This is a genomic window from Pseudomonas sp. GW823-FHT06B06 (assembly GCF_058795195.1).
Window position 1 is genome coordinate 1 of record NZ_JBXAHO010000060.1, and the last position, 23,198, is coordinate 23,198.

17 protein-coding genes are annotated in these 23,198 nt (G+C 56.0%); 7 read left to right on the forward strand and 10 right to left on the reverse strand.

The window, feature by feature from the left end:
• Window positions 1-315: 315 nt before the first annotated feature.
• The 3 genes from AC1Q8Q_RS30330 to AC1Q8Q_RS30340 all read right to left on the reverse strand — a co-directional run bounded on the left by AC1Q8Q_RS30330 (window position 316) and on the right by AC1Q8Q_RS30340 (window position 6,640).
• The gene (locus AC1Q8Q_RS30330; RefSeq protein ID WP_492615880.1) at window positions 316-4,890 is read right to left on the reverse strand and encodes an AAA family ATPase; all 4,575 of its coding nucleotides are present in this window, start codon (window positions 4,888-4,890) and stop codon (window positions 316-318) included.
• Between the two features lie 227 nt (window positions 4,891-5,117).
• A complete protein-coding gene (locus tag AC1Q8Q_RS30335) occupies window positions 5,118-6,044 on the reverse strand; it encodes a Kiwa anti-phage protein KwaB-like domain-containing protein (RefSeq protein WP_492615881.1) in 927 nt (308 codons plus the stop codon).
• A 2-nt stretch (window positions 6,045-6,046) separates the two neighbouring features.
• Complete coding sequence (locus tag AC1Q8Q_RS30340) at window positions 6,047-6,640, reverse strand: KwaA family protein (protein WP_492615882.1); 594 nt, start codon at window positions 6,638-6,640, stop codon at window positions 6,047-6,049.
• 461 nt (window positions 6,641-7,101) lie between these two features.
• Here AC1Q8Q_RS30340 and AC1Q8Q_RS30345 point away from each other — a divergent pair, with 461 nt between their 5' ends.
• From AC1Q8Q_RS30345 to AC1Q8Q_RS30370, 6 genes are all read left to right on the forward strand, one after another.
• Window positions 7,102-7,464, forward strand: coding sequence for a hypothetical protein (locus AC1Q8Q_RS30345; protein WP_492615883.1), 363 nt, complete (start codon window positions 7,102-7,104; stop codon window positions 7,462-7,464).
• A gap of 78 nt (window positions 7,465-7,542) precedes the next feature.
• Window positions 7,543-7,851, forward strand: a complete 309-nt coding sequence (locus tag AC1Q8Q_RS30350) for a DUF3077 domain-containing protein (protein ID WP_492615884.1) — start codon at window positions 7,543-7,545, stop codon at window positions 7,849-7,851.
• A 927-nt stretch (window positions 7,852-8,778) separates the two neighbouring features.
• Window positions 8,779-9,255: a formate dehydrogenase subunit gamma gene (locus tag AC1Q8Q_RS30355; RefSeq protein ID WP_020795582.1), complete on the forward strand. Its 477-nt coding sequence runs from the start codon at window positions 8,779-8,781 to the stop codon at window positions 9,253-9,255.
• Complete coding sequence (locus AC1Q8Q_RS30360; RefSeq protein WP_492615885.1) at window positions 9,252-10,811, forward strand: formate dehydrogenase beta subunit; 1,560 nt, start codon at window positions 9,252-9,254, stop codon at window positions 10,809-10,811. Before AC1Q8Q_RS30355 ends, AC1Q8Q_RS30360 begins: the two co-directional genes overlap by 4 nt.
• Window positions 10,808-13,690: a formate dehydrogenase subunit alpha gene (gene fdhF, locus AC1Q8Q_RS30365; protein ID WP_492615886.1), complete on the forward strand. Its 2,883-nt coding sequence runs from the start codon at window positions 10,808-10,810 to the stop codon at window positions 13,688-13,690. The genes AC1Q8Q_RS30360 and fdhF overlap by 4 nt, the downstream gene beginning before the upstream one ends.
• Window positions 13,687-13,908 (forward strand): formate dehydrogenase subunit delta, encoded by a 222-nt coding sequence (locus AC1Q8Q_RS30370; protein WP_492615887.1) that lies wholly within the window; start codon window positions 13,687-13,689, stop codon window positions 13,906-13,908. Before fdhF ends, AC1Q8Q_RS30370 begins: the two co-directional genes overlap by 4 nt.
• A 142-nt stretch (window positions 13,909-14,050) precedes the next feature.
• On the opposite strand, the gene AC1Q8Q_RS30375 is transcribed toward AC1Q8Q_RS30370, so the two are convergent.
• The 7 genes from AC1Q8Q_RS30375 to AC1Q8Q_RS30405 form a co-directional block, all read right to left on the reverse strand.
• Window positions 14,051-15,046 carry an asparaginase gene (locus AC1Q8Q_RS30375; protein WP_492615888.1) on the reverse strand — a complete coding sequence of 332 codons (996 nt, stop codon included), beginning with the start codon at window positions 15,044-15,046 and terminating at the stop codon, window positions 14,051-14,053.
• A gap of 76 nt (window positions 15,047-15,122) precedes the next feature.
• A complete protein-coding gene (locus AC1Q8Q_RS30380; protein WP_492615889.1) occupies window positions 15,123-16,322 on the reverse strand; it encodes a hypothetical protein in 1,200 nt (399 codons plus the stop codon).
• 15 nt (window positions 16,323-16,337) lie between these two features.
• The gene (locus AC1Q8Q_RS30385) at window positions 16,338-17,225 is read right to left on the reverse strand and encodes a nitrilase family protein (RefSeq protein WP_492615890.1); all 888 of its coding nucleotides are present in this window, start codon (window positions 17,223-17,225) and stop codon (window positions 16,338-16,340) included.
• Window positions 17,226-17,425: 200 nt separating this feature from the next.
• Complete coding sequence (locus AC1Q8Q_RS30390; protein WP_492615892.1) at window positions 17,426-19,372, reverse strand: flavin monoamine oxidase family protein; 1,947 nt, start codon at window positions 19,370-19,372, stop codon at window positions 17,426-17,428.
• Window positions 19,373-19,557: 185 nt separating this feature from the next.
• On the reverse strand, window positions 19,558-20,010 hold the full coding sequence (locus tag AC1Q8Q_RS30395) for a hypothetical protein (protein WP_020795574.1): 453 nt from the start codon (window positions 20,008-20,010) through the stop codon (window positions 19,558-19,560).
• A 193-nt stretch (window positions 20,011-20,203) separates the two neighbouring features.
• A complete protein-coding gene (locus tag AC1Q8Q_RS30400; protein ID WP_020795573.1) occupies window positions 20,204-20,572 on the reverse strand; it encodes a PH domain-containing protein in 369 nt (122 codons plus the stop codon).
• A gap of 61 nt (window positions 20,573-20,633) precedes the next feature.
• Window positions 20,634-20,975: a potassium channel family protein gene (locus AC1Q8Q_RS30405; protein WP_492615891.1), complete on the reverse strand. Its 342-nt coding sequence runs from the start codon at window positions 20,973-20,975 to the stop codon at window positions 20,634-20,636.
• A 127-nt stretch (window positions 20,976-21,102) separates the two neighbouring features.
• Between AC1Q8Q_RS30405 and AC1Q8Q_RS30410 the strand changes: the two genes are divergently transcribed.
• Window positions 21,103-23,022, forward strand: coding sequence for an alkaline phosphatase D family protein (locus tag AC1Q8Q_RS30410; protein WP_432669035.1), 1,920 nt, complete (start codon window positions 21,103-21,105; stop codon window positions 23,020-23,022).
• The last annotated feature ends 176 nt before the right edge of the window (window positions 23,023-23,198 follow it).

Below are 23,198 nucleotides of genomic sequence, written 5' to 3' on the forward strand. Positions count from 1 at the left end.
TGTGGTGAGTCGGTTCTTAGGCGATGGTCGTGCCTGAGTTCAGGTCAGCTGAAAAACCGACTTTTTCAACAGAATCGGCCAATAGTGGACGTTCGACCAAGGACTGCTACTCGCTAAAGGCAGCCGCTCATGATGAAAAATTAATCTGTCCTCTTTTGCTGGCCATTTTTTGCTGAGTAGAAATCCAAGCCTAGATTGGGAATTGAGGGGCGAGCGAAATGAGTACATCTGGTGGGCTATGACCCCCACCCAGGTAGGCATCTCCGTCCTGTACAACATGGTATGTAAAGATCAGTGTCGACTGCATGCTACTAATCACGGTCGTTCGGCAGCCTTCAGCCAATCGACTACGCCATTGACTCCAAGTGAAAGTAGAGTGTCTTGTATTCCCACAACGCGCTGCAGCATCGCGCCATAGTCAGATTCTTCTCGTTCTTCTGCTTCCGCAAAGAGCCGGGTTATAAGCTGGGTAAGACTATTTTTATGATCAAATAAATGTCGTTTTTCATGACGGACATAAGCCAGATAGCGTTCGGTTGCGTACAAAGCTTGTTTTGGATCATTTTGTACAATCGCGTTAAGCCATTCATGAAATCCGAAGAGACGATGATGTCTATTTTTGCTATCCTCATCATTTTCAAATACTGAAAAACAGCAATCAATTAGTTCTATTGGAACCGAAATCGAATCAGCTTCATCGTTGAATATTTGAGTCATCTGCTCGGCAACGACTACGGCACTAGTGCCGCCTGTGTTTAAACCTGACTTTATACCGGTAAGACACTGTTCTCGATTCTGCCGAATATTTCCATGGTTTGTCCACACGGTTGCTGCACCACGCCAAGCGTCTGTGTTATCCAGAGCGTTCAAGTCTCCTAGGAATTCAGCAAAATTGATGTGCTGAGTCATGGTAGCTAAAGCCGAAATACGCCCCCATGTTTCTAGGTCTTTGCCGCTCCCCTTGTTGCGAAGACGCGCTAGCAGAGGCCTTACTACTTCGAAATGATTGTGGTAAGAATAATAAAGACACGGTTCGGCGACTTGCCAAAGTCCACCTCCATCTTGTATGGCGAGATCGAACAACTCCCATCCTAGATCGAAATAAGTGCTTTGAAAATACGGTAAGCGACGTAAGATCATGGCACGGATAGCAGGGTGTTCGTCACTCGCAAAGCGGCGCAACATGGGCGCTAACAATTCAGGAAATTCAATGCCGCGGTTTAGAAAATTATTAGCCAAGGTCATCAAGGCATCAGAAACGTCTCCCTTTGCCATATTGATTCCTAGATCTATTAAATCTACACCATCTCCCTCGACTGGATCAGCTTCTTTAAGTCCCACAAAGTCTTCGGCCAAAGATATCAGTCGCGATGCCTCTCGAGTATCCTGTATGACGTTTGCACAGGCTTCAAGTGCTTTGGCCGTGGAGCGTTTGTGTTGCCATTCGGCTGAATGAAGCTCTAGCTCATCAAAGATTCGGCATACCAAGAGGGAAACCTGAGGCTCTTCGACCGATTGCCATGCATCGTTGGGGCGTAAATTTCCATAACGATAAGCTAGATATGTAGCTACCCCATCCATAATGTCATCACGAAAACTTTCTGGAATTACTAACCAGTGAATAGACAAAAAGCCCAAGAATCGGGAGGGGTTCCGAGATGAGGCCTCTCGCAATTGCGAGCCAACCTCCCGCTCGCCCCCGATAAGAAAGTCAGCTATATGCCAATTCGAGTATCCGTTGTAGTGCGCTAATAATTTCAATACCCCACTATCGCTCGCACTTAAAAATATTTCAAATGAGAATGGTGCGCTTACCATACCGCCAGCCGAACGGATTTTCGGCTGACGAACCAGTACTCCTGCTTTTTCCTCATATGAATCCACCACCGCTTGCACTTCGGGGGAGCGCAGGTAGCAAGGAATTGGTAAAATCAGTTCCGCTTGCGCTCTCAATACCCAGAGTGTGGATTCCTCGATAACTTCTTCGTTCCAAATAGTTAAAATGCTCATAGTCACTGCATCTTGCACTGGTACAGACAAAAGATTGAATGCCGACTGTATTAGCGAACCCAGTTCGAAAGATAATTCAAATTCCAACATCCTTGTATCACACAACATACGGGCTATTATTTCAATATTCGCCGCAGGCGAGGCAGTGCAGGCGAGTATGGCGAAATACAGCAACGCTCCTTCATGATTAAAACAAAGACGCTCTTGGTTTTTTTGCCACCAGCCTGAGTTATTTTTTGCTTGCTGCAGAATAGCCGCCTCAACTGCATCAAGTAGAACGTTCATGCTGCTCGAGTGAACTGTATCTCTTTGGCTATGCAAATCTTCGTATGAACTCTCGTTCAGGAAACCATTCCTGTAGCCTACGCGAGTATTACCATAGCGTAAGGCGCGAACATTGCTCCAGTGCTCGATTGACTCTATTGCTAAATCCAGCAAAGCAATGGATTGCAACATACGTTTACCTATAAAGTTTTCATTCTGCCCCCCGAATTCATGTTTTTGGCAACGTAACTTGTTATTGAGTCTGAATTTAAGTATATCCTCGTCGTTTATGTCGCCTGAGATATACTGCCAGAGCAGCGCATCTTCCACTACACCTGCCTCCACGCATCTAGCGATGACTCGGCCAAGAACGCTGTGCTCAGTTAGCGGAATATTGATCAGCCGCTCAAGCAATGGAGCAACCAGTGCCATATTTTCTAATTTGATTTCAGACAGGTGGATTCCGAGTCGGTCGGCAATTTCATTCCTATCAAGCCAGCCTAGTGAAAGCGCATCCATCCAGAATGACAACACGCCCGCACAATCTTCATTGCTCCATTGAGCAATGCGATAAGCATGCCCAATCAATCCGTCGGAATCCTGGGCAGACTTCAGAGTTGGAACCAGATGTTTGAGCCAGAAACGATGCCACTCAATCGCACTAGCCAAGGCATAGATCACCTGAAAAATATCACGGTGTTTTTCCCTCAAATCACGTAGCAATGGCCAGTCTTCTTCCTGGGGCATCTGCTCGGCAAATGACTCTGCTACTAGGCGTCTGATGTGGAAGGCCGCGCTACCAGTCAAGACGGACCTAAGTTGTTTTCTATATTCGCGACGCTCACCTAGTGCCAACTGCGCGACAAAACTGCGGATGCTGGGGCGTACAAAGGGTACTGGTGGTAAGTCATGTATGAACTTATTCAAAGTAACGCCAGTTCGCACGGCTCCACTTATCACCAATACATCCAATAGGGTTTGATGTCCGAATGTCAGCTTTCCATCCTGGGTTTCTCGCAGCACATTTAAGCTACACAGTTTCCGCTGAATGTCTTGAGAGGCTGAAAAGCGCTGATGCGGCACCGCCAAGCTTCTTAATTTCAGCATTTCCGAGGCAATTGTTTCAATTGCTTGTATTGCCGCATCTCCCAAAGCGTTGTCGGCTCGCACGATCGTATCGAGATAACGTTGTGCCAGTGCTTGGCTAGTCACAACGTTGAAGCTACCGCCTCGTTGGGCCAATTCAACAAACAATGCTAGTTCGCGTGGATTTCTTATCAGTACGCGAGTGGCGCCATCAATAGTTGCTGTCGCAATCCCTAGCGTATCAAGTAAGGGTGAAATTTCGGCCTCCCAGTCCATCGGTTGACACTTCAATTCGCAATCCCATTGTCGTTCCGCAATTCGCCGGTCGTACTGTCTGTCGAAGTCACGGCAGGCAGTAACGACAGTAATATTAGGAATCAATAGCAGGCGGTCTATCTGCGCAAGAAAATATTGAAGAACGCGATGATCGCGGGCGATGGAGAGCACATCCAAAGAGTCAATTACTACAATCACTTGAGCGTTTTCAGCCAATCGAGCAGCTTTTTCGACCCACTGCTCAGAAAGGCCTTGGGCTATACGATCTTCCGATGTAGCCAAGTCGGCGAATTCGCGGGACTGGATAAAGAGTGGCACGATGTCAGAATTGCTTTCGGCCCGCTTCTCCAAAGTTTCTTGTAACGCTAGCATCACGCACGTTTTACCCGAACCCGGAAGACCCGTCAGCAAGATGGATCTTTTTTTATCATCAATGGATACAAGTAGCTCATCCAGGGTTGGGTTGGAAATACGTTGTCCCGCAATATCCCTTCGCCACGATCTGCCAATGGCAGATGTACTGGAAAAAGAAAGACGTACCTCAGCAAGATTCATTGGCGGAACTAGTGTTGCTCCCGCCTTTTGAAGAATAGTCTTCAAGTCGCTTTTAGTTAATCGGTGTTGCGAGGCTGTAGTTGTGCTATCGCCCCCTGTGCGCGCGCCGAGTTGGTCGAGGCTAGCCCAAAGTGCCGCGAATGCAGCGTCAGTATTGCTCACCATGTTGCGTAAGCGTTCGCGGAGCAGTTCCTCCATACGATCTAGGTCATCACTGGTGATAAAGTTCGTTCGGCACAGGAATTTATAGGTGGAAAGATCGGGGGAGAATTTAGCGAGTAGCGCCGAAAAACTTTTATCTACTGCTTGGTGCTCTTGGCCTAGACTTGCTAGGTAGCTCGCTTCGTTATGCTGGGTAGAACTGTGCTCTCTTAATTTTGCAAGAGGGCCAAAGTTGTTTCTTGAATAGAAACGAACATTCACGTTCGGATTATCTTCCAGCAAGCAGGAGGCTTTGCCCAACTCATCTGCAAGATCGCTTATCGACCAAGATTTGAAATCGGTTTGATTTTTTTTGCACTGGCACGCAATCAGAGTGCCGTCAGTTTTGCCTACTACCACATCATCTACGGAATAGTTGATCGAATCTATTTCGAGCCATTGAAAGTCTTGATCGGATAATACTGTCAATGCCCAATCAAATGCCACCAACGTCTGGTAAATGTCACCTCGATTGGAACGGATACCAGCGATGCTCATAAATTTCTCCTATTGGAGGGCATTCATCCCCTCAAATTAGCGTCAGCAGTTTCAATGGATTTGAACATGATATTCAAATTTAGGGCGCTTAACTACGGATCACCCTTGTCAAAAAAAGGACGTTCACCAGGACCACATAACAATTAGGTCCAAGGCTTGAGGAGTTTTGCTGTCCGGGCATAGGGTAATTATCAAAAGGAGGACGTGTGACCCTCCCTTACCAACACTCAAATCCCGGTCTCAGCGGTGTTCTGAACGTCATAGATCTTTTCAGAGAAGTGAGATTTCAATCGGTGATCCAGTAGTGCTTTGAAAATATCAGGGCAGCTTTCTGGCGAAGGTGCGATTTTTCCGTCAGCCTGGAAGGGAATGTTTAGGCCAAAATTAGCGTACTCGCGTCGCAGATTACCCATGAATCTTGCGTCGAGATAATGACCCTTCATCTTGATGGCCGACGCCCTGCGAAGCTGCATTGCATTCGTCCCAACGTAGGCGCTCACCGCGTCGGTAGTGGTGAAAAGCGCTTGGAAATCAGCCTGAGCTAGGAGCTGAGTAAAGTCTTCCTGGTGGGCTGCCTTGTGGCTCAATATCGATTCAAAGCTGGGTTTGTGTTTGATGAATATGGTGTCTTCCAGCACCGCCATGTCGAAGTCCTTCGCGATGTGAAAACTGGGCGCCTCATCAAGTTTCAGCGTTTTGGATTTGAAAAAGGTGTGAATGGCACCAGCTCGCTTCTTAGTCTTCCATGTGGAATCCGTCTTGCGCACGCAGTACAGATTGCCCTGAGCACTGGAAAATTTCACCACATAGAATTCGGCGTTAGCCAGCTCTTCCATTTCGGAGATTCGCTTGGCTGGAGTCTGATCATGCGACTCTGCGACAAACTTTGCTGCATGGGTTTCGTCCTGTGGAATTGTGAGCGCGCTCGATTGATTGTTTTCTGCGAGCAACCCGTATTCAAGTGTTTCAGTGAGCGCCGCTTTGAAGGCCGCAGCCGTCGACTTCAATGCCAGTTTGAGCCCGTTATCCAGGCTTACCCATTTACCCGTGTATTTGGGCTCTGGTGGCGTGCCCTTTGTGTATCGCCTGAATATCCAGAAATTGACCGTTGCTTGTTCGAGATCAAAGTCGTGTAGATCCTGCAGCACTGCCATGGCTAATCCCTTTTTACTATGACTTCTTGAATGAATTCGACGTCGATGGTGACCTTGGCGGCGGGCTTGAACTCAGTTTTGGCCAAGGCTTTATCTACGCGCTCAGTTGGGCTGTTCTGGTACGTGTATTTGATCTCGTACAGCTTCCAACCCAGGATAATCAGTATTGGATTGAGGACGACTTGACCGGTTTTGTAGGACAGCCAAAAGATCCACATCATGAATAGCGTAAAACCCAACACTTTAGTCAATTGTGAGTATTCAAGACTCATGAACGAGACGATGTAGGGCACCACGTAGTTGATCAGGTCGGTTGGAATTTGTTTTGACTCAATTATTGTGATGCTCTGAGGCTCTTGCTTACACCAGATCACAAAGACGGTGGTTAGAAAGCAAGCTAGGCAGCAAAGTGCAAAGCCAATCGAAAGGCCCGAATTGTTGAAAGGGAGCTCGCACTCCGACGACATCTGCGACAGCGTTGAGCAAAAAGGCCTACTGAAGAGGTCGACCTTAAGATCCTGAACCAACAGGATGATGCTGAGCGGAAGGTAGGAGCCCAGGAAGATTGCTGCGGCGAATACTAACCTGAGTTCCATTATGCATCCCTGCTAGAACGAGGCGAATTCATCCGTCCCGTGGCGCGAAAATTATGGACGTCAGGATAACGGCGATCATTGGCTGCTGCTAGTGGCCTTATGCTCCAGCAAGCTAGAGAGTCTAGGTTGTTGGCGCTGATGCGATTTTGACCCAGGCTGCTAATTTAGTTTGGTCCATGCAGCATTCGAAATCACCCGCAATGAATCGCCTTGGGTTTCCCAGACACATCGAAGGTCTGCTATTGGCCGATCCTGTTGAAAAAGTCGGCCATGGTTTCCACGGCAGTAAAGTACGCGCTTGAGATTGAAATCTTCATTTAGAGGAGAGGATTCCGGGCTCAGATTTCGCGTAGCTGCGCGAATAAAAGGCATTTTCAGCTATCAGTGCGAGCGCAGTCTGGAAGGACCGACTTTTTCAACAGAATCGGCCGAAAGCGGACTATGAGCGCAGCGGCTGCCACATGCTCAACGAACATATCGAGGACAGAACACATCTTTCGTCTCGGGTGGTTTGGGATCGAGGCCCTCAAAGGTTGCAGGAAAAAGATCTGGACGATACTCTTCCGCCGTCGCTGCAAATTCAGCGACCGGGTGTGAGAACCCGTGGAAATCAAGGCGCTAAGCGCCCCAAAACCTATCGCGGCGTTTTTTTTCGTCTGCGATATGGCTTTATGGCGGCTGTGCGTGGGAGACCTTCGGGTCTGCCGGTTGCCTTGATTGCCGGTTTCTCACCCCGCGCACGGCTGTCACCCAAGCCCGTGAGAAGGCTCGTGGCAGCTCCTCAAATCAAGGATGTTGACCATGAACAAGATAAATCCGTTTGAAATTTGGCTTTTCCCACGACGTAACTCCCAATCGCGTAACGCCCTCCCCCATTGCCTCTCCATCCTCGGAGGTGGCCAATGACTGAACAATCTGAACTCAAAACCATCGGCTTAACCCCCGCCATTTACTGCTCCGATCAACCACTGTTCCACGTCACTCGCGGCGTGCCCCTCGGTGATGCGTTGTCGATGGCTTCTGATTTTCTGTTTCTGGCCAAAACGCTGACTGAAGATGCTGCCTATGCCAGGGATACCGACCGGCATGCCTGGGCTGCGCATTATTTGACGTCGATGAGTAAGGCGTTGGTGGATGATGCGGTGAAGGTGCTGGAGCGGGATCGGGCGGTTGGGCCGATGGGCAAGCGGGCGGCGGAGGCTGGAGGGTAGCTTTTGCGTTTTAGACGTCAGGCATGACGCTTGTAGGGATGGGTTTGGTTGCGGGGGCTTGGGCATTCTGCGGGCGTGGGGGTTGCCTTGGGTTTTTCGCGAGCATGCTCGCTCCTACAGGAAGCTGGTATGGGCGATTTCCGTGGTTCGTAAACAAGAAGGCCCGAATGCAATGCCGGACTGAGCCAGCTTGATGATTGTGGCAACTTCGACTTCGCATTGAACACTGGCTTTGGTGACACCCGTGCGGGTGGCTAGCTTCAGCAGTGATGTTGGCTGGGCTGGCGTTATCGCTGGCAAGCCAGCTCCTACAGGGTATTGCGGGGGCTGGCGGGTATTGTTTGGCCCTGGTGGGTGAGTTGCTTTTTGATGCAGGACCCCACTTGGTATTTGTGTTGGCTGGGCTGGTGCTTTCGCGAGCAGGCTCGCTCCCACAGGGGTTTCCCACAGGGGGTTTGCGTGCCGTTCGGTGTTTGGATTAGCCCCGAGGTTTCGGGGCTTTGGTTGCGCGGACCGCTGCTTTTCCCGGAATGGATCTGCCCATCTGCTACGCAGAATTGCCTACGGTTCTGAGGCTTCTTTCCACCTGTAATGCTTGTTATACATCCCTCATCGACAAGCCTTCAGGCCATTAGGCCAGTGTGTGAACGCCCCCGGCGGCGCTCATCTAGACTTAATGCATAGTCGTAGGCAGAACCGAGCACGTCGCTTTGGTGCGGTTTGATCAATAGCGGCGTGGCAAGCTGCCCTTTATGCCCAGTTGAGGTGCGGCGAAGACCGTGCCGGGCACAACAAGATGCCCGCTCAGGGTGCCCTGGCCAACGGCCTGTCAATGCCACGATCCCGTGACGTGGTGTGAGTGCCGCAGCCGACACTTTCGGACGACCGACGACCTTCTGGTTTGTCCGTGACCGTGAGGATTGCTGAATGCCTGATGTTGAGTTGCACCTGTCTGTGGTCAATACCCTGCTGGAGCGCCATAAGGGCACTCCCGGCGCCCTGTTGCCGATTCTTCATGATATTCAGGAGCGCATTGGGTATATCCCCGATGCGGCCGTGCCCGAGATTGCCCACGCGCTGAACCAGAGTCAGGCCGAGGTGCGCGGGGTGATCAGTTTTTACCATGACTTCCGTACTGCGCCGCCTGCCCGGCATATCCTGCGGCTGTGCCGCGCCGAGTCGTGCAAGAGCCGCGGGGCCGAGCAGTTGGCGGCGCAATTGCGTGAGCGTCTGCAGCTGGATGACCACGGCAGCAGCGCCGATGGCAGCATCAGTTTGCGGCCAGTGTATTGCCTGGGTGCTTGTGCCTGCTCGCCGGCCCTGGAGCTGGACGGCCGGGTGCATGCGCGGCTGAGCGCTGAGCGTCTGGATGCCTTGCTCGACGCTTGCCGGGAGGACGCATGATGCCGACTCTTTATCTGCCGACCGACTCGCTGGCCCGTGCCGTGGGGGCCGATGAGGTGTCCACGGCGCTGATCACTCAGGCCAGGGAGCGCAACCTGCCGCTGGAGTTGCAGCGCACCAGTTCGCGCGGCCTGTATTGGCTGGAGCCGTTGCTGGAGGTGGACTCGCCACAAGGCCGGATCGGCTTTGGTCCGCTGACCGCTGCCGATGTGCCGTCCGTTCTCGAAGCCCTAAACAGCTCAACCGAACATCCTCTGTCCCTGGGCCTGGTAGAAGAGCTGCCTTATCTGAAGACCCAACAACGCCTGCTGTTCGCCCGCGCCGGCATTACCCGGCCTCTATCGCTGGACGACTACCGCGCCCACGGCGGTTTCGAAGGCCTGGCAAGGGCTGTCGCCATCGGCGGCGAGCAAACCGCCACAGCGGTGTTCGATTCGGGCCTGCGTGGCCGTGGCGGCGCCGCCTTCCCCGCCGGGATCAAATGGCGCACGGTGCGCGGCACCCAGGCTGCGCAGAAGTACATTGTGTGCAACGCCGACGAAGGCGACTCCGGCACCTTCGCCGACCGCATGTTGATGGAAGGCGACCCCTTCCTGCTGATCGAAGGCATGGCCATTGCCGGCATTACCGTCGGCGCCAGCTTCGGCTACATCTATGTGCGATCGGAATATCCAGACGCCGTCGCTACTCTGCGCGCAGCGCTGAACATCGCCCGTGACGCCGGCTATCTCGGCGCCAATGTCGGCGGCAGCGGCCAGGCCTTCGATATGGAAGTGCGGGTCGGTGCCGGCGCGTACATCTGCGGTGAAGAAACCGCCCTGCTGGATTCGCTCGAAGGCAAGCGCGGGGTCGTTCGCGCCAAGCCGCCGATCCCCGCGTTGCAGGGCCTGTTCGGCCAGCCGACGCTGGTGCACAACGTGCTGACCCTGGCCTCGGTGCCGCTGATTTTGGCCAAGGGTGCGCAGTTCTATCGCGACTACGGCATGGGCCGTTCCCTGGGCACCATGCCCTTCCAGTTGGCGGGCAATGTTCGTCACGGCGGCCTGGTGGAACGGGCCTTTGGCCTGACCCTGCGCGAGCTGGTGGAAGGCTACGGCGGCTGCACTGCCAGTGGCCGGCCGCTGAAGGCTGCGCAGGTGGGTGGCCCGCTTGGCGCATGGGTGCCGCCGTCGCAATTCGACACGCCGCTGGATTACGAGGCCTTCGCCGCCATGGGCGCGATGCTCGGTCACGGTGGTGTGGTGGTGGCGGACGACACACTGGACATGGCCCACATGGCGCGTTTCGCCATGGAGTTCTGCGCCGAGGAATCCTGTGGCAAATGCACGCCGTGCCGTATCGGCTCGACCCGGGGCGTGGAGGTGATCGACCGCTTGCTGGCCGCGCCAGATCAGGCCGGTCGTGATCAGCAAGTGATCATCCTCAAGGACCTGTGCGACACGATGCAATACGGTTCGCTGTGCGCCTTGGGCGGCATGGTCTCCTTTCCGGTCGCCAGCGCCCTCAAGTACTTCCCCGCCGACTTCGGCTTGCAGCCCTCGGAGGCCGAGCAATGATCACTGTATTCGATCCGAAAACCGACATGGATCTGGGCACGCCAGCCCGCGACAGCCAGGTGCAGGTCACCCTGAACATCGACGGTCAAATCATCAGCGTGCCCGAAGGCACCTCGGTGATGCGCGCTGCCGCGTTGCTGGGCACCACCATTCCCAAACTCTGTGCCACCGACAGCCTGGAAGCCTTCGGCTCCTGCCGCATGTGCCTGGTGGAGATCGACGGTATGCGCGGCTATCCCGCGTCCTGCACCACGCCGGTCACCGAAGGCATGACCGTGCACACCCAGACGCCGAAGCTCGCGACCCTGCGGCGCAACGTCATGGAGCTGTATATCTCCGATCACCCGCTGGACTGCCTGACCTGCTCGGCCAACGGCAACTGCGAGTTGCAAACCGTGGCCGGTCAGGTCGGCCTGCGGGAGGTGCGTTACGGCTATGAAGGCGACAACCATCTGGCCGATGTGAAGGACACTTCCAACCCCTACTTCGACTACGACCCGAGCAAGTGCATCGTCTGCAACCGCTGCGTGCGTGCCTGCGAAGAAACCCAGGGCACCTTTGCCTTGACCATCACCGGACGTGGTTTTGAATCCCGGGTGGCGGCGGCTGGCGGGGATAACTTCCTTGATTCGGAATGCGTGTCCTGCGGCGCCTGTGTACAGGCCTGCCCGACCGCCACGCTGATGGAAAAAAGTGTGGTCGAACTGGGTCAGCCCGAACACAGCGTGATCACCACCTGCGCCTATTGCGGCGTGGGTTGCTCGTTCCGCGCCGAGATGAAAGGCGATCAACTGGTGCGCATGGTCCCGGACAAGAACGGCCAGGCCAACCACGGCCACTCCTGCGTCAAAGGGCGCTTTGCCTGGGGCTACGCCACCCACCCGGATCGCATCACCAAGCCGATGATCCGCAAGCACATCAACGACCCATGGCAGGAAGTCAGCTGGGATGAAGCGGTGACCTACGCCGCCAGCGAATTCCGCCGCCTGCAGCAGAAATATGGCCGCGACTCCATTGGCGGCATCACTTCCAGCCGCTGCACCAATGAAGAAACCTACCTGGTGCAGAAACTGGTGCGCGCCGCGTTCGGCAACAACAACGTCGACACCTGTGCGCGGGTCTGCCATTCGCCGACCGGTTATGGCTTGAAGCAAACGCTGGGCGAGTCCGCTGGCACCCAGAGTTTCGACTCGGTGATGCAGGCCGACGTGATCCTGGTGATGGGCGCCAACCCGAGCGATGCGCACCCGGTGTTCGCTTCGCAACTCAAGCGCCGCCTGCGTGAAGGTGCGCGGCTGATCGTCATCGACCCACGGCGTATTGATCTGGTGGACTCGGTGCATGCCCGCGCCGACTATCACCTGGCCCTGCGTCCCGGCACCAACGTCGCCATGCTCAACGCCCTGGCCCATGTGATCGTCACCGAAGGCCTGCTCAACCAGCCCTTCATCGACGCCCGCTGCGAGGGCAACGATTTCGCCCGCTGGAGCGAGTTTGTCAGCCGTGCGGAGAATTCACCGGAAGCCCTTGCCCCAGTCTGTGGGGTCGACGCCGCCGATATTCGTGCTGCCGCGCGCCTGTACGCCACTGGCGGCAACGCCGCGATCTATTACGGCCTGGGCGTCACCGAGCACAGCCAGGGCAGCACCGCGGTGATGGGCATCGCCAACCTGGCCATGGCCACCGGCAACATCGGCCGCGAAGGTGTGGGCGTGAACCCGCTGCGGGGGCAGAACAACGTGCAGGGCTCCTGCGACATGGGCTCGTTCCCCCACGAATTGCCCGGCTACCGGCACATTTCCAACGAAGTGGTGAGGGCGCAGTTCGAGCAGGCGTGGAACGTCACGCTGCAACCCGATCCGGGCTTGCGCATTCCCAACATGTTCGAGTCGGCGCTGGCCGGCAGCTTCAAGGGCTTGTACTGCCAGGGCGAAGACATCGCCCAGAGCGACCCGAACACCCAGCACGTCACCGCGGCCCTGTCGGCCATGGAGTGCGTGGTGGTGCAGGATATCTTCCTCAACGAAACCGCCAAGTTCGCCCACGTGTTCCTGCCGGGCGCTTCGTTCCTGGAGAAGGACGGCACCTTCACCAACGCCGAGCGGCGCATCTCGCGGGTACGCAAGGTCATGGATCCCCTGGGCGGCAAGGCCGACTGGGAAGGTACGGTGGCGCTGGCCAATGCCTTGGGCTACCCGATGAACTACAAGCATCCATCGGAAATCATGGATGAAATCGCCCGCCTGACGCCGACCTTCACCAACGTCAGCTACGCCGAACTCGAGCGCCACGGCAGCCTGCAATGGCCGTGCAACGCCGAGGCACCGGACGGCACGCCGACCATGCACATCGATCAATTCGTGCGCGGCAAGGGGCGCTTCATGCTCACCGGCTACGTGCCCACCGAGGAGAAGGTCAACAGCCGCTATCCGCTGCTGCTGACCACCGGGCGCATCCTCAGCCAGTACAACGTCGGCGCCCAGACCCGGCGAACCGAAAACGTCGCCTGGCACGATGAAGACCGCCTGGAAATCCACCCGACCGACGCCGAGAGCCGTGGCATCAACGAAGGCGACTGGGTCGGCATCGGCAGCCGCGCCGGGCAGACCGTGCTGCGCGCGCGGGTCACTGAGCGGGTGGCGCCGGGCGTGGTGTACACCACCTTCCACTTCCCGGAATCGGGGGCCAACGTGATCACCACCGACAACTCCGACTGGGCCACCAACTGTCCGGAGTACAAGGTCACGGCCGTGGAGGTCAGCCGCGTGTACCACCCTTCGGAGTGGCAAAAACGCTTCCAGGAATTCACCGAAGAACAGCACCGCTTGCTCAAGGAACGCCGCCAGGCCCGTGGCGATAAGGCAGAGGTGCGCCGATGAGTACCGAAAACCTGATCAAGATGGCCAACCAGATCGCCCAGTACTTCGCCACCGAACCGGACCGGCAACAGGCGGTACTGGGTGTGCGTAATCATCTGCAGATGTACTGGACGCCGGGCATGCGCAAGGAGCTGCTGGCCTGGCAGACCGAGCATCAGGGCGCGGATATGCACCCGCTGGCGCAAGAGGCGGTCAGCGGGGCGGGTTGGGAGGCTTAGCCTGCTGGCGGAAAACCTGTAGGAGCGAGCATGCTCGCGATGGACTCGAGAACGCCGCGGGGTGCCAGGCTTCCCCCGTCAGCGTTAACGACCATCGCGACGGTGCGACGATTCGACATGCTCGCTCCTACAGGGTTATGTATCAATTTTTAATGCAGCTTTCGTCTTTGAGGTAGCGCGACAACTCATGTTGCCGCTGACAACCAAGCAACAGCCAAAGCAGTACCCTGGCTTTACGCGGACATAGAAATCCCGCCATCGATGCACCCTTGCGAATCAAATCCATCTCACTGCCGTTAAAACCATAGCTGGCTTGCGCGGTAGAGCCGGAACCGGTGCGAGTCGCGATGATGACCGGGATACTTTCGGCGACGTGCTCAATCACGGTCGCCCAGCTCTGCGAGACATGTCCGGCGCCGAAACCGGCAATCACCAGCCCGTCATAACCGAGGGTGAGGGTGCTTTCCAGAAACAGCGTGTCGGCCGAGAGGGATGCCTCGAGCATCGCAACCTTCTGTGTTGTCTGGTGTGGCAAAGGCAAAACCGTGCGCTGAGCCGGCGCACGCAGGTAGTGAACGCGGTCTTCCATGATCAAGCCTGTAGGCCCCACGACCGGAGAGGTAAACGCCTGCAGCGCCAGCGAATCGGTTTTGCGCACGCTTCTCGCTTGATGAATCTCCCCGTTCATAACGACCTGAACGCCCCGCCGCCGGCTGTTCTCGGACAGCGCTACGCGGCATGCATCCAGCAGATTCGCCGGCCCCTCGGCCCCCGGCTGTGCTGCCGAGCGCATCGCACCGGTCAGCACCAGCGGCGCGTCGTGAGGCCACAGGTAATCGAAAAAAACTGCCGTTTCTTCGAGTGTGTCGGTGCCTTGGATCAACACGACACCCACGGCGCCTTGTTTGATTTGAAATTCTGCCCAAGACAATACGTTCAGTAAAAGTTCGAAATCCAGTGAAGCGCTGGGAAGCAGTCCAAGGGTTTCAACGGTCACCCGGGCAAGCGTCGTCAATTGCGGAACGGACGCCAGTAGAGTCTCGCCGCTGACGGTCGGGATAACGCCTTCGCCAGCATTCCTGGCTTGCATGCTCACTGTGCCACCGAGCGCCGCGATAGCTAGTTTGGGCAGATCCATGTGATACCTCACGTGTTCAGGAGGAGAGGTGGCTGTACCCGGTTCAAGACGGGGACAGCCGAAGGGGCGGGGGCATTTACTCCGCGATAAGAACGCCGATCAGCGGCACGATCAACAACGTGCTGATGGCCATGGACAGGACATTGCCAATGTAGGTATGCATGTCGGCCGGCAATCGCTTGGCAATCGCACAGGCCAGGGGCGGTGCGATCAATGCCCCCAGCAACGCACTCGAGCCGATCACCAGCCCACTGCCACCATGGGTCAGGATCGCAGCGGGCACCACTGACACCAGAGGCACGTAAGTGGGGTACCAGCCGCGCAGCCTCCATTGTCGACGCCAGACCAGCACCCCGATAGCCGAGGTCAGCGCCTGTGCAGCAATGATATGCAGCAATAGTCCCGACCCGTACGCCGGGCTGATCGGGTTCATCGCGTACGCCAGCAATACCCCCAGTAACAAGCCAAGACTGGCCAGTTCATTGCCAAAGAATGGCGCTTCGGAAAAGTCTGCCAAGACCCGGCGCAGGCTCCAGACGACCCCGTAGTCGGGCGCTTTGGTGACGGGCGCGGGAGACTTGGCGGGTGGTATCACGGACTGCTCGGACTTCATCAGACCGGGTCGATAGCGGCACAGTAGAAATGCCACGACGCTGGCGACCGCCATGCCCAGCACATTGCCGATCACCGCTGGCAACCCCAAGGGGTTACACAGGTAATTAACGATCAACAGGCACATGGGTGTGACGAGTACGGCCCCCATGATTGCGCCGTTGATCGTGACCTTCCAGCCCCTGCCAAACATCAGCACCATCGCCGCTGGCAGCGACACGAACGCGGCGAATGTCGGTTGCCAGCTGGTGGCGGTCACCGTCCAGCCCCACAGCACGTTACTCAGCAACAACCCGAGCAACGAACTGGTGATCAGCCACGGCCATAACCCGGTGCCGTAGGCAATGCTGAAGCCTTGCCAGGCTCTGCCCGTTCGATTCGCCCAATAGGCGAGATAGGCGCCCGCCAAGAGTCCGATCGAGGCGAACTCGTGTTTGTAGAACGCCACCTCGCTGATGTCGCCAAGCAGCCAGCGCAACCAGGCACTCGGCTGGGAAAGGCTCGACACCATGTCGCTATAACTCGGCCAATGCGCGGCCCAGAGCGAGCGATAGGTGAATGAAAGCCAGATGATCAGCAATGTCGCGCCGACCAGCATCAGGATGACCGCCATATCAAATGGCGATCTGTGGGCAATGCGGTTTTTGTCGGTAGTCGTTTGCATGTCAGGTCTCCCCTATCAGCGTGGGAGACATGGGTGTTGGGTGTAGCCGAGCATCTGATCGTAGAGGTCGGCTCTACGGTCACGATGCAGATCGTTCAGGTTGTTCCAGATGGGGGCGCTGCGGGAGCTGGTCAGGTCAATATCGGCATACAGGATTTCCTCCTGGTCTGCCGAGGCTACGGCGCCAATCGGCCAGCCATTGGTGCCAGCGATCAGCGAGCATCCGAGGTAGCGGGCACCTCGTTCCTCACCGATCCGGCTGGCAGCGGCGATAAACACATTGTTTACGTGCGCCGCTGTCATCGTCAGGTACGACGCCATGCATTTGCCGGCATCGTCGAACAGCGGCGGCGGTGTCCAGACCCAGTTATTGGGACTGCAAATGATGTCGGCGCCTTGTTGACTCAGGATGCGTGGCACCTCGGGGAACCAGATATCCCAGCAAATCAACATGCCGATTCGACCAATCGGCGTATCAAAAACCGGAAACCCCAGATCGCCGGGTGTGAACCAGAGTTTCTCCAGGTTCCACAAATGCGCCTTTCGATACTTGCCGATAAAACCGTCAGGGCCGACCAACATCGCGGTGTTGAACAGTCGCATGCCGTCGCGCTCCGCCAGGCCGGCCACGAGGTAGACGTTGTGCCTGCAGGCAAAATCGATCCACAGTTGCGCGCTTGGCCCGCCGGGTATCAACTGCGCATGTGCAAAGGCATCCTGCCGACTGCTGAAGAAATAACCGGTGCTGGACAGTTCAGGCAGCACGACAAGATTCGCACCGCCGTTGACCGCCTCCAGCGCCAATTCCAGGCTGCGACACAGATTTGCATCACAGTTTTCAATGCCGACTTGTGGATCGAATTGCACGACTGCTACACGCACAGGGCTTGTTGGCTCGCTCATTTCGGGTGACCTCTTTTTATTTTTATTCACGCTGTTTAATTGCGTGTTTATAAGACTCGAAAAGCCAACCGACGTAAGTCAGACGTTTCCGATAAGGCTGTAGCCTTTGTCCGAAGATGCATGAGCGAGTTTTTTGTTCGTCGGCCTGGTCAGGCGGGAAAGCAGAGCCATGCCAGAGGTGCATGGCTCTGGAGGAGGCATCAGGTTTTAAGTTTGTAGTGTGGATAGTCACTCATGGAAAAACCGCCGTTGAATTTTGCTGCGGTTTTGTCGCAGATGTGAATCGCCGCATCGACGGCCGCCCGGAAACAAGGCTCGGTCCAGCCAGCATCGACTGAAAATGACTCCCCAGAAAAATACAGGCCTGATGAACGCGCGAAGTCTCTGTTGTACTTCATCAGGCTCACTGCGTCGTAATAAGTGCCGGGCCGGTAGAGCTTTGCACAACCCAAGGCGTTTTTGTCGGTTATCCAGCGTTGGACCACCGCCTGATCACTCCCAACGTAAGGAGAAATTTTCTCCTGAATATTGGCGGAGTTCATGAGGATGCGATCCAGCTCTTTGACGCACTTGGTAACCAGTTCTTTGTCGGTGAATGAGGCGAGTTTTGTTGCGTCATCCTCCCATGTATAACTCAAGAGGATGCAGTCGTATGTATAGTTTTCGTTGTAGCGGTAGGTGTAGACATCGTGGATAAAGCTGTCGGTGACGATGGTTTGCGGGATTTTGTGGTTCTTCGAAAGAAATGATTTTTTCAAAGGTGCATAAACTTTACAGCTGGTTTCCCAGTGTGCCGTTTTGTAGGCGTTAATTGTCTCGAATGGCAGCATTTCCTGAGAGAAATTTTTCAGTTCGATTCGAGTCTCGATTAACCAGGACGGTAGAGTCATGATGACCGAATCAAATTCGTCGAACCTCTCTTCGGCATGCTCGGGTCGACTGTTTTGCCAGTTGAAGTAGACGCGTATCTTCTGGTTAGTCAGTTTTTCAAGTTTTGTAACGGATGAGTCCGTGAGGAGGCCATTGCCTCTTTCGATGCTGTGTTCGTAAACGGACTTTCCGGTTTCGGCGGTCCTCAGAAACATCAGGCATTCGTCCAACGCGGCGAGTCCGATGTAGCGCGGAGCGTCGAAACTCAATCCAGCCGAGTCAAAAACGGCTTTGCTGTGGAGGTATGGCGAGGCCAGTGGGTCTCCGTTAGCGTCTACCCGACCATGGATCAGTTGCAACTGACTGCTAAAGCCAAAAATGGCAGTTCGCAGTGGATAAAGGCAGCAGACGTCGTAAAAAGCCCCCCAACTCCCGTCACCGATACCAATCGCATAGAAAATTGCGGATTCTTCCGCAGACATTCCCATTCCGCCAAAGTCCCCGGGGGAGAGTTCATCCCATGCTGTCAGGGCCGGCATACTGACCAGGTCGCGAAATGAAACGCTCTCGTACTTGTTTACGATCGCAGCCCACATGCTTTCCCATTTCGGACTCGCGTAAATTTCCGAAACATGTTTCGTCATACGATCGGCAAAATCCTTCCACTTTGCATAAACCTTTTGCAGTTCCTCGCCAGGAGGAGGGGTGATCCCATCGGCATTTTTCCAGATCAACATCTCCGGTGTGCCGGTGTTTCCCATGCTGCCCTCTCTGAGATAAATGCCGGTTGAACGGACCCACTGGCTTCCGGGATTCGCGAAGTCTGAAAAAGTCAGGTCAAACGCCTTGGCGTAATAAGCCATGAGCGATCTGCCCTCTGTCGGTGGCTCGTCTGCCCGATTGAAAAAGGGCATGCGCATGGCCCCCATTTCAAACGGCGTATGACTTTGCGTGGAGTTACGACTTCCTGGAATGGTTAAGTGCCTGCCCCCTATTCGAGAGGACTGTTCTATGAGGGTGATATTGGTGAAACCGCAGCGATACAGTTCTCGGGCTGCCGTCAGTCCGGTAACGCCTGCGCCGACGATACAAATTCGGTGATCCGGGGCAGCGGTCTTGGCTATTCCATTTGCCTGTTCAACCAGTGATCGATAGTCGAAGCACAAGTCGGGTGGATTGGGAAAGCGGGCAGCCCATTTGTTGTCAGTCGAACGCTTTTTTCTGGTGGTTTGCGTGGCTGCGTATGAAGGGTAGTTGTAGCTTGAACCTATAGTCATTTGATCTTCCCTGACAGTATTGATGTTGTATGCAGGGACGACCTTGAAGTTTTGAGCGAGCAACATAAATCGGCCAAGTGGGACGCTGGGACACTCCGCTTTCTGTTTTTTTTGTAGGAAATGAAGAAATCTCAAATTCACCACAAGCCCCCTATGGGAGCATCGTTCTCGAGTTCCTGTTTTGATCACTCGATCTCAATCGGCCCCTTGGTCCCTGCATCACTGTCCGTCCAGTAATCCTCGCCCGTCAGCCGCCGATCACCTTGAAGCGTGAAGGTAAGTTTGCCCTGGTGAAATTGCAGGGTGCCGTCGGTGCGTTTGGCGTCAACCCGTTTGCCGTTCACCCAGACCTGTTCCTTGGCATCGATGCGGATGGTGGCCACTGTCGCGCCTGCATCGCTTTTGGCTACCCACTGGCCGGCATAGGGCGTCTGGGTCGTCGAGTTGTCCGTGGCGGGGTTGGTGAAACCGGCCTTGGCGTTTTCCGCCTTGCTTTTGTGGATATCACAGCCCTGGGTCTCGCTGACCTGGGTGCAGCCCGATTGCTCGAGTTGCTTGCGGTACTTGTCGTTGATGGCAAACGCCGGGGATTGCGCGGTCAGCAGGATTGCCAGCACTGGCAGGATGATTCTGTTCATGATTGCCCTCTTATCGATCAACAACTTGGTCATTGGCTGCGAACAGTATGGTGGGATGGAGCGGTGACCCATGCCTGCGGGCGGCGTTCCGACGATGGACCCCAGGGCGATGCGGGGTGCCAGGCTTCCCGCGTTATCGTTAACGACCATCGTCGGAACGCCGCCCGGAGCGTGCTCGCTCCTACAGGGGGTGTTAGAGCAGGTGTTGGGAGATCAGCTTGGAGATCTCGACCATCGAGGTCTTGCCGGTGAACTCGAATTTTACTTTGCCCAATGACGAAAAGTAGATTTCCAGCTCGGAATCCAGGTCGAACGTCCCCGAGGTTTCCACCGAATACGCCACGATGTTTTTGTATGGCAACGAGGTGAAGTCTTTCTTGCTGCCGGTGATGCCTTGTACGTTCACCGCAATGATGCGCTTGTTGGTGAACACCACGCCGTCGCGCATGGACTTGTAGGAATCGATGACCTGTTCGCCGTCGAGCAAAAGGTCGGCAACGCGTTCGGCGTATTCCGCATTTTGCTTGAGCTTGAAGAATCCCTTGTTGTTGAAGTCGATCATTGGCCTCTCCCTGATTGTCAAAAAGTGCATCTAAGCACGACTTCATGCCATCGGGCCTGCCTTACTTTTCTCCGCCGGTCGTGCGTACCGCACTCTCGATCGCCCGCACGCTGATCGCCGCAAAGATCGCGGTGAGCAGCACGCCGTTGAACCCCAGCAATATCGCGAGTATTCGCGACATCGGCAGTTTCGGTACGAGTTCGCCGTAGCCGATGGTCAACCCGGTCACGAAACCGAAGTAAATGCCGTCGAAAGCGTCCCAGCCTTCCAGGTAGCTGATGATCAGGCCGCAGGTGACGATGACAACCAGCATGGTGGAAAAAATCGGCCAGACAATTCGCAGGTAGTAACCTACGGCTTTGTAGAACTCTCGACGGACGTGCGAGGTATGGGTGGGCTTCATGTCATGGGTATCCTGGGGGCGGCGGATCATTTCGTGACAGACGCAATCGCCACTTCACTTTAGCCTGTGTCGCCGTCAGCTGCGCTATCATCGCCCGCCTCTGTATCTTCAAGAGTTTGTATCCCGGATGTCCCAAGCGCTGCCAATACCCGATGCCCCTCAATCGCTGCCACCCGTGCTGGCCGGCCCGCTGTTGCGACGCCTGGAACCCACGCGGCTGGTGCTGTGGCTGGTGGGCTCGCGGGCGCTGGAGCTGACGCTGCGCTTGCAGGGCGTGGGCGATATTCGCCTCGATGCCGGGCTATGCACGGTGGTTGCCGTGGGTACCCATGCATTTGTGCACCTGATTGATGTAGCGCTGGACGTTGCCCTGCCCTGCGATGAACTGATCGAGTACGACCTGCTGATCGATGACGGCACCGGCATCGCCACCTGGGCGCCGCATCTGTTGTATGGCGAGGCCACTGCGCCGAACTTCGTCCTGCGCGCTCGCGTCGATCAGTTGCTGCACGGCTCCTGCCGCAAGCCCCATCACCCGGCCTCCGACGGGCTGCTGTGTGTCGACGAGCTGTTGGCGCAAGACCATCCGGCCACGGACCGTCCGGCGCTGCTGATGATGAGCGGCGATCAGGTCTACGCCGATGATGTTGCCGGGCCGACCCTGCGGGCGATCCATGCCTTGATCGAACGCCTGGGGTTGTTCGGTGAGCATCTGGAGGGCGCCGTGGTCAGCGACAGCGCCGAGCTTTACGGGCACGCGGCCTGTTATTACCACCGCGCGGATTTGTTACCGGCGCTGGAGAGCAACGAAACCCTGCGCGAGCGCTTTTTCGGCGGTGCGCGCAAGCCGATTTTCACCAGCAGCAGTGCCGACAATCACCTGGTGACGTTCGCCGAAGTCATGGCCATGTACCTGTTGGTCTGGTCGCCGACGCCCTGGACCCTGATCGCGCCAAAACCGCCGAAACTGATCAAGGAGCGGCGCGAGCGGTATGCCCTGGAACAGACGCGCATCGACGGATTCAAGGCCGGCCTGGGCAAGGTCGCCCGAGCCCTGGCGCACGTGCCAACGCTGATGATTTTCGATGACCACGACATCACCGACGACTGGAATCTTTCCGCACAATGGGAAGAAACGGCCTATGGTCATCCGTTTTCCAAACGCATCATCGGCAATGCGCTGCTTGCCTACATGCTGTGCCAGGGCTGGGGCAACAATCCGGATGCCTTCACCGCGGTCCTGGAAAAGACCCGTTTGCTCAGCGCCACCGGCGATGATCGCTACCTCGACAGCGATGTCCAGGACGCTTTGATCGATGAACTACTGCGCTTCCAGCATTGGCATTACGTGCTGCCCACCATACCGGCCATGGTGGTGCTTGATACCCGTACCCGGCGCTGGCGCAGCGAGATGAACCTCAAGCAACCGTCGGGCCTGCTGGACTGGGAAGCCCTCTGCGAACTGCAGCAGGAGCTGCTCGATCACCCCTCGGCGATCATCGTGTCGCCGGCGCCGATCTTCGGCGTCAAACTGATTGAAACCGTACAGCGGGTGTTCAGCTGGCTGGGTTATCCACTGCTGGTAGACGCCGAGAACTGGATGGCCCATCGCGGCGCGGCCCAGGTGATCCTGAACATCTTCCGCCACTCGCGCACGCCGGGTAACTATGTGGTGCTGTCCGGCGATGTGCATTACTCCTTCGTCTACGAAGTGCTGATCCGCCACCGCAAGGCCGGCCCGCGCATCTGGCAGATCACCAGCAGCGGGATCAAGAACGAATTTCCACCGACCCTGCTGGAGTGGTTCGACCGCCTCAATCGCTGGCTGTACTCACCGCGCTCGCCCCTGAACTGGCTGACCAAGCGCCGACGCATGCGCATCGTGCCGCACGTGCCCGAACATGCCGAAGCGGGTGAACGGCTGTGGAATTCGGCGGGGATCGGCCAGGTGTACTTCAATGAACAAGGGCAGCCCCGGGATATTTTTCAGCACAACGCCAATGGCTCGCCGAAGACGCGGATGGTGGCGCCTGCAAACGATGACTGAGGGGCTGTACGGAGAACCTGTGGGAGCGACGGTGCGGCGATCCGACCTGCTCGCGAAGACTGCTTAACATTCAGCATTTATGCTACCTGATACACCGCTTTCGCGAGCAGGCTCGCTTGTATGGTAGGACTTGAAGGGAGGAGGAGGGACAAGGCTCGATTCTGACTGTTGACGCA

Coding starts and splice junctions, on each gene's coding strand:
- AC1Q8Q_RS30335 (WP_492615881.1), bottom strand. CDS start 6,044: ATGGCAGTGCTGCAGGATCTACACGACTTTGATCTCGAACAAGCAACG.
- AC1Q8Q_RS30410 (WP_432669035.1), top strand. CDS start 21,103: ATGTCCCAAGCGCTGCCAATACCCGATGCCCCTCAATCGCTGCCACCC.
- AC1Q8Q_RS30400 (WP_020795573.1), bottom strand. CDS start 20,572: ATGATCGACTTCAACAACAAGGGATTCTTCAAGCTCAAGCAAAATGCG.
- AC1Q8Q_RS30375 (WP_492615888.1), bottom strand. CDS start 15,046: ATGGATCTGCCCAAACTAGCTATCGCGGCGCTCGGTGGCACAGTGAGC.
- AC1Q8Q_RS30330 (WP_492615880.1), bottom strand. CDS start 4,890: ATGAGCATCGCTGGTATCCGTTCCAATCGAGGTGACATTTACCAGACG.
- AC1Q8Q_RS30340 (WP_492615882.1), bottom strand. CDS start 6,640: ATGGAACTCAGGTTAGTATTCGCCGCAGCAATCTTCCTGGGCTCCTAC.
- AC1Q8Q_RS30385 (WP_492615890.1), bottom strand. CDS start 17,225: ATGAGCGAGCCAACAAGCCCTGTGCGTGTAGCAGTCGTGCAATTCGAT.
- AC1Q8Q_RS30355 (WP_020795582.1), top strand. CDS start 8,779: ATGCCTGATGTTGAGTTGCACCTGTCTGTGGTCAATACCCTGCTGGAG.
- AC1Q8Q_RS30370 (WP_492615887.1), top strand. CDS start 13,687: ATGAGTACCGAAAACCTGATCAAGATGGCCAACCAGATCGCCCAGTAC.
- AC1Q8Q_RS30350 (WP_492615884.1), top strand. CDS start 7,543: ATGACTGAACAATCTGAACTCAAAACCATCGGCTTAACCCCCGCCATT.
- AC1Q8Q_RS30390 (WP_492615892.1), bottom strand. CDS start 19,372: ATGACTATAGGTTCAAGCTACAACTACCCTTCATACGCAGCCACGCAA.
- fdhF (WP_492615886.1), top strand. CDS start 10,808: ATGATCACTGTATTCGATCCGAAAACCGACATGGATCTGGGCACGCCA.
- AC1Q8Q_RS30345 (WP_492615883.1), top strand. CDS start 7,102: ATGCTCAACGAACATATCGAGGACAGAACACATCTTTCGTCTCGGGTG.
- AC1Q8Q_RS30395 (WP_020795574.1), bottom strand. CDS start 20,010: ATGAACAGAATCATCCTGCCAGTGCTGGCAATCCTGCTGACCGCGCAA.
- AC1Q8Q_RS30380 (WP_492615889.1), bottom strand. CDS start 16,322: ATGCAAACGACTACCGACAAAAACCGCATTGCCCACAGATCGCCATTT.
- AC1Q8Q_RS30360 (WP_492615885.1), top strand. CDS start 9,252: ATGATGCCGACTCTTTATCTGCCGACCGACTCGCTGGCCCGTGCCGTG.
- AC1Q8Q_RS30405 (WP_492615891.1), bottom strand. CDS start 20,975: ATGAAGCCCACCCATACCTCGCACGTCCGTCGAGAGTTCTACAAAGCC.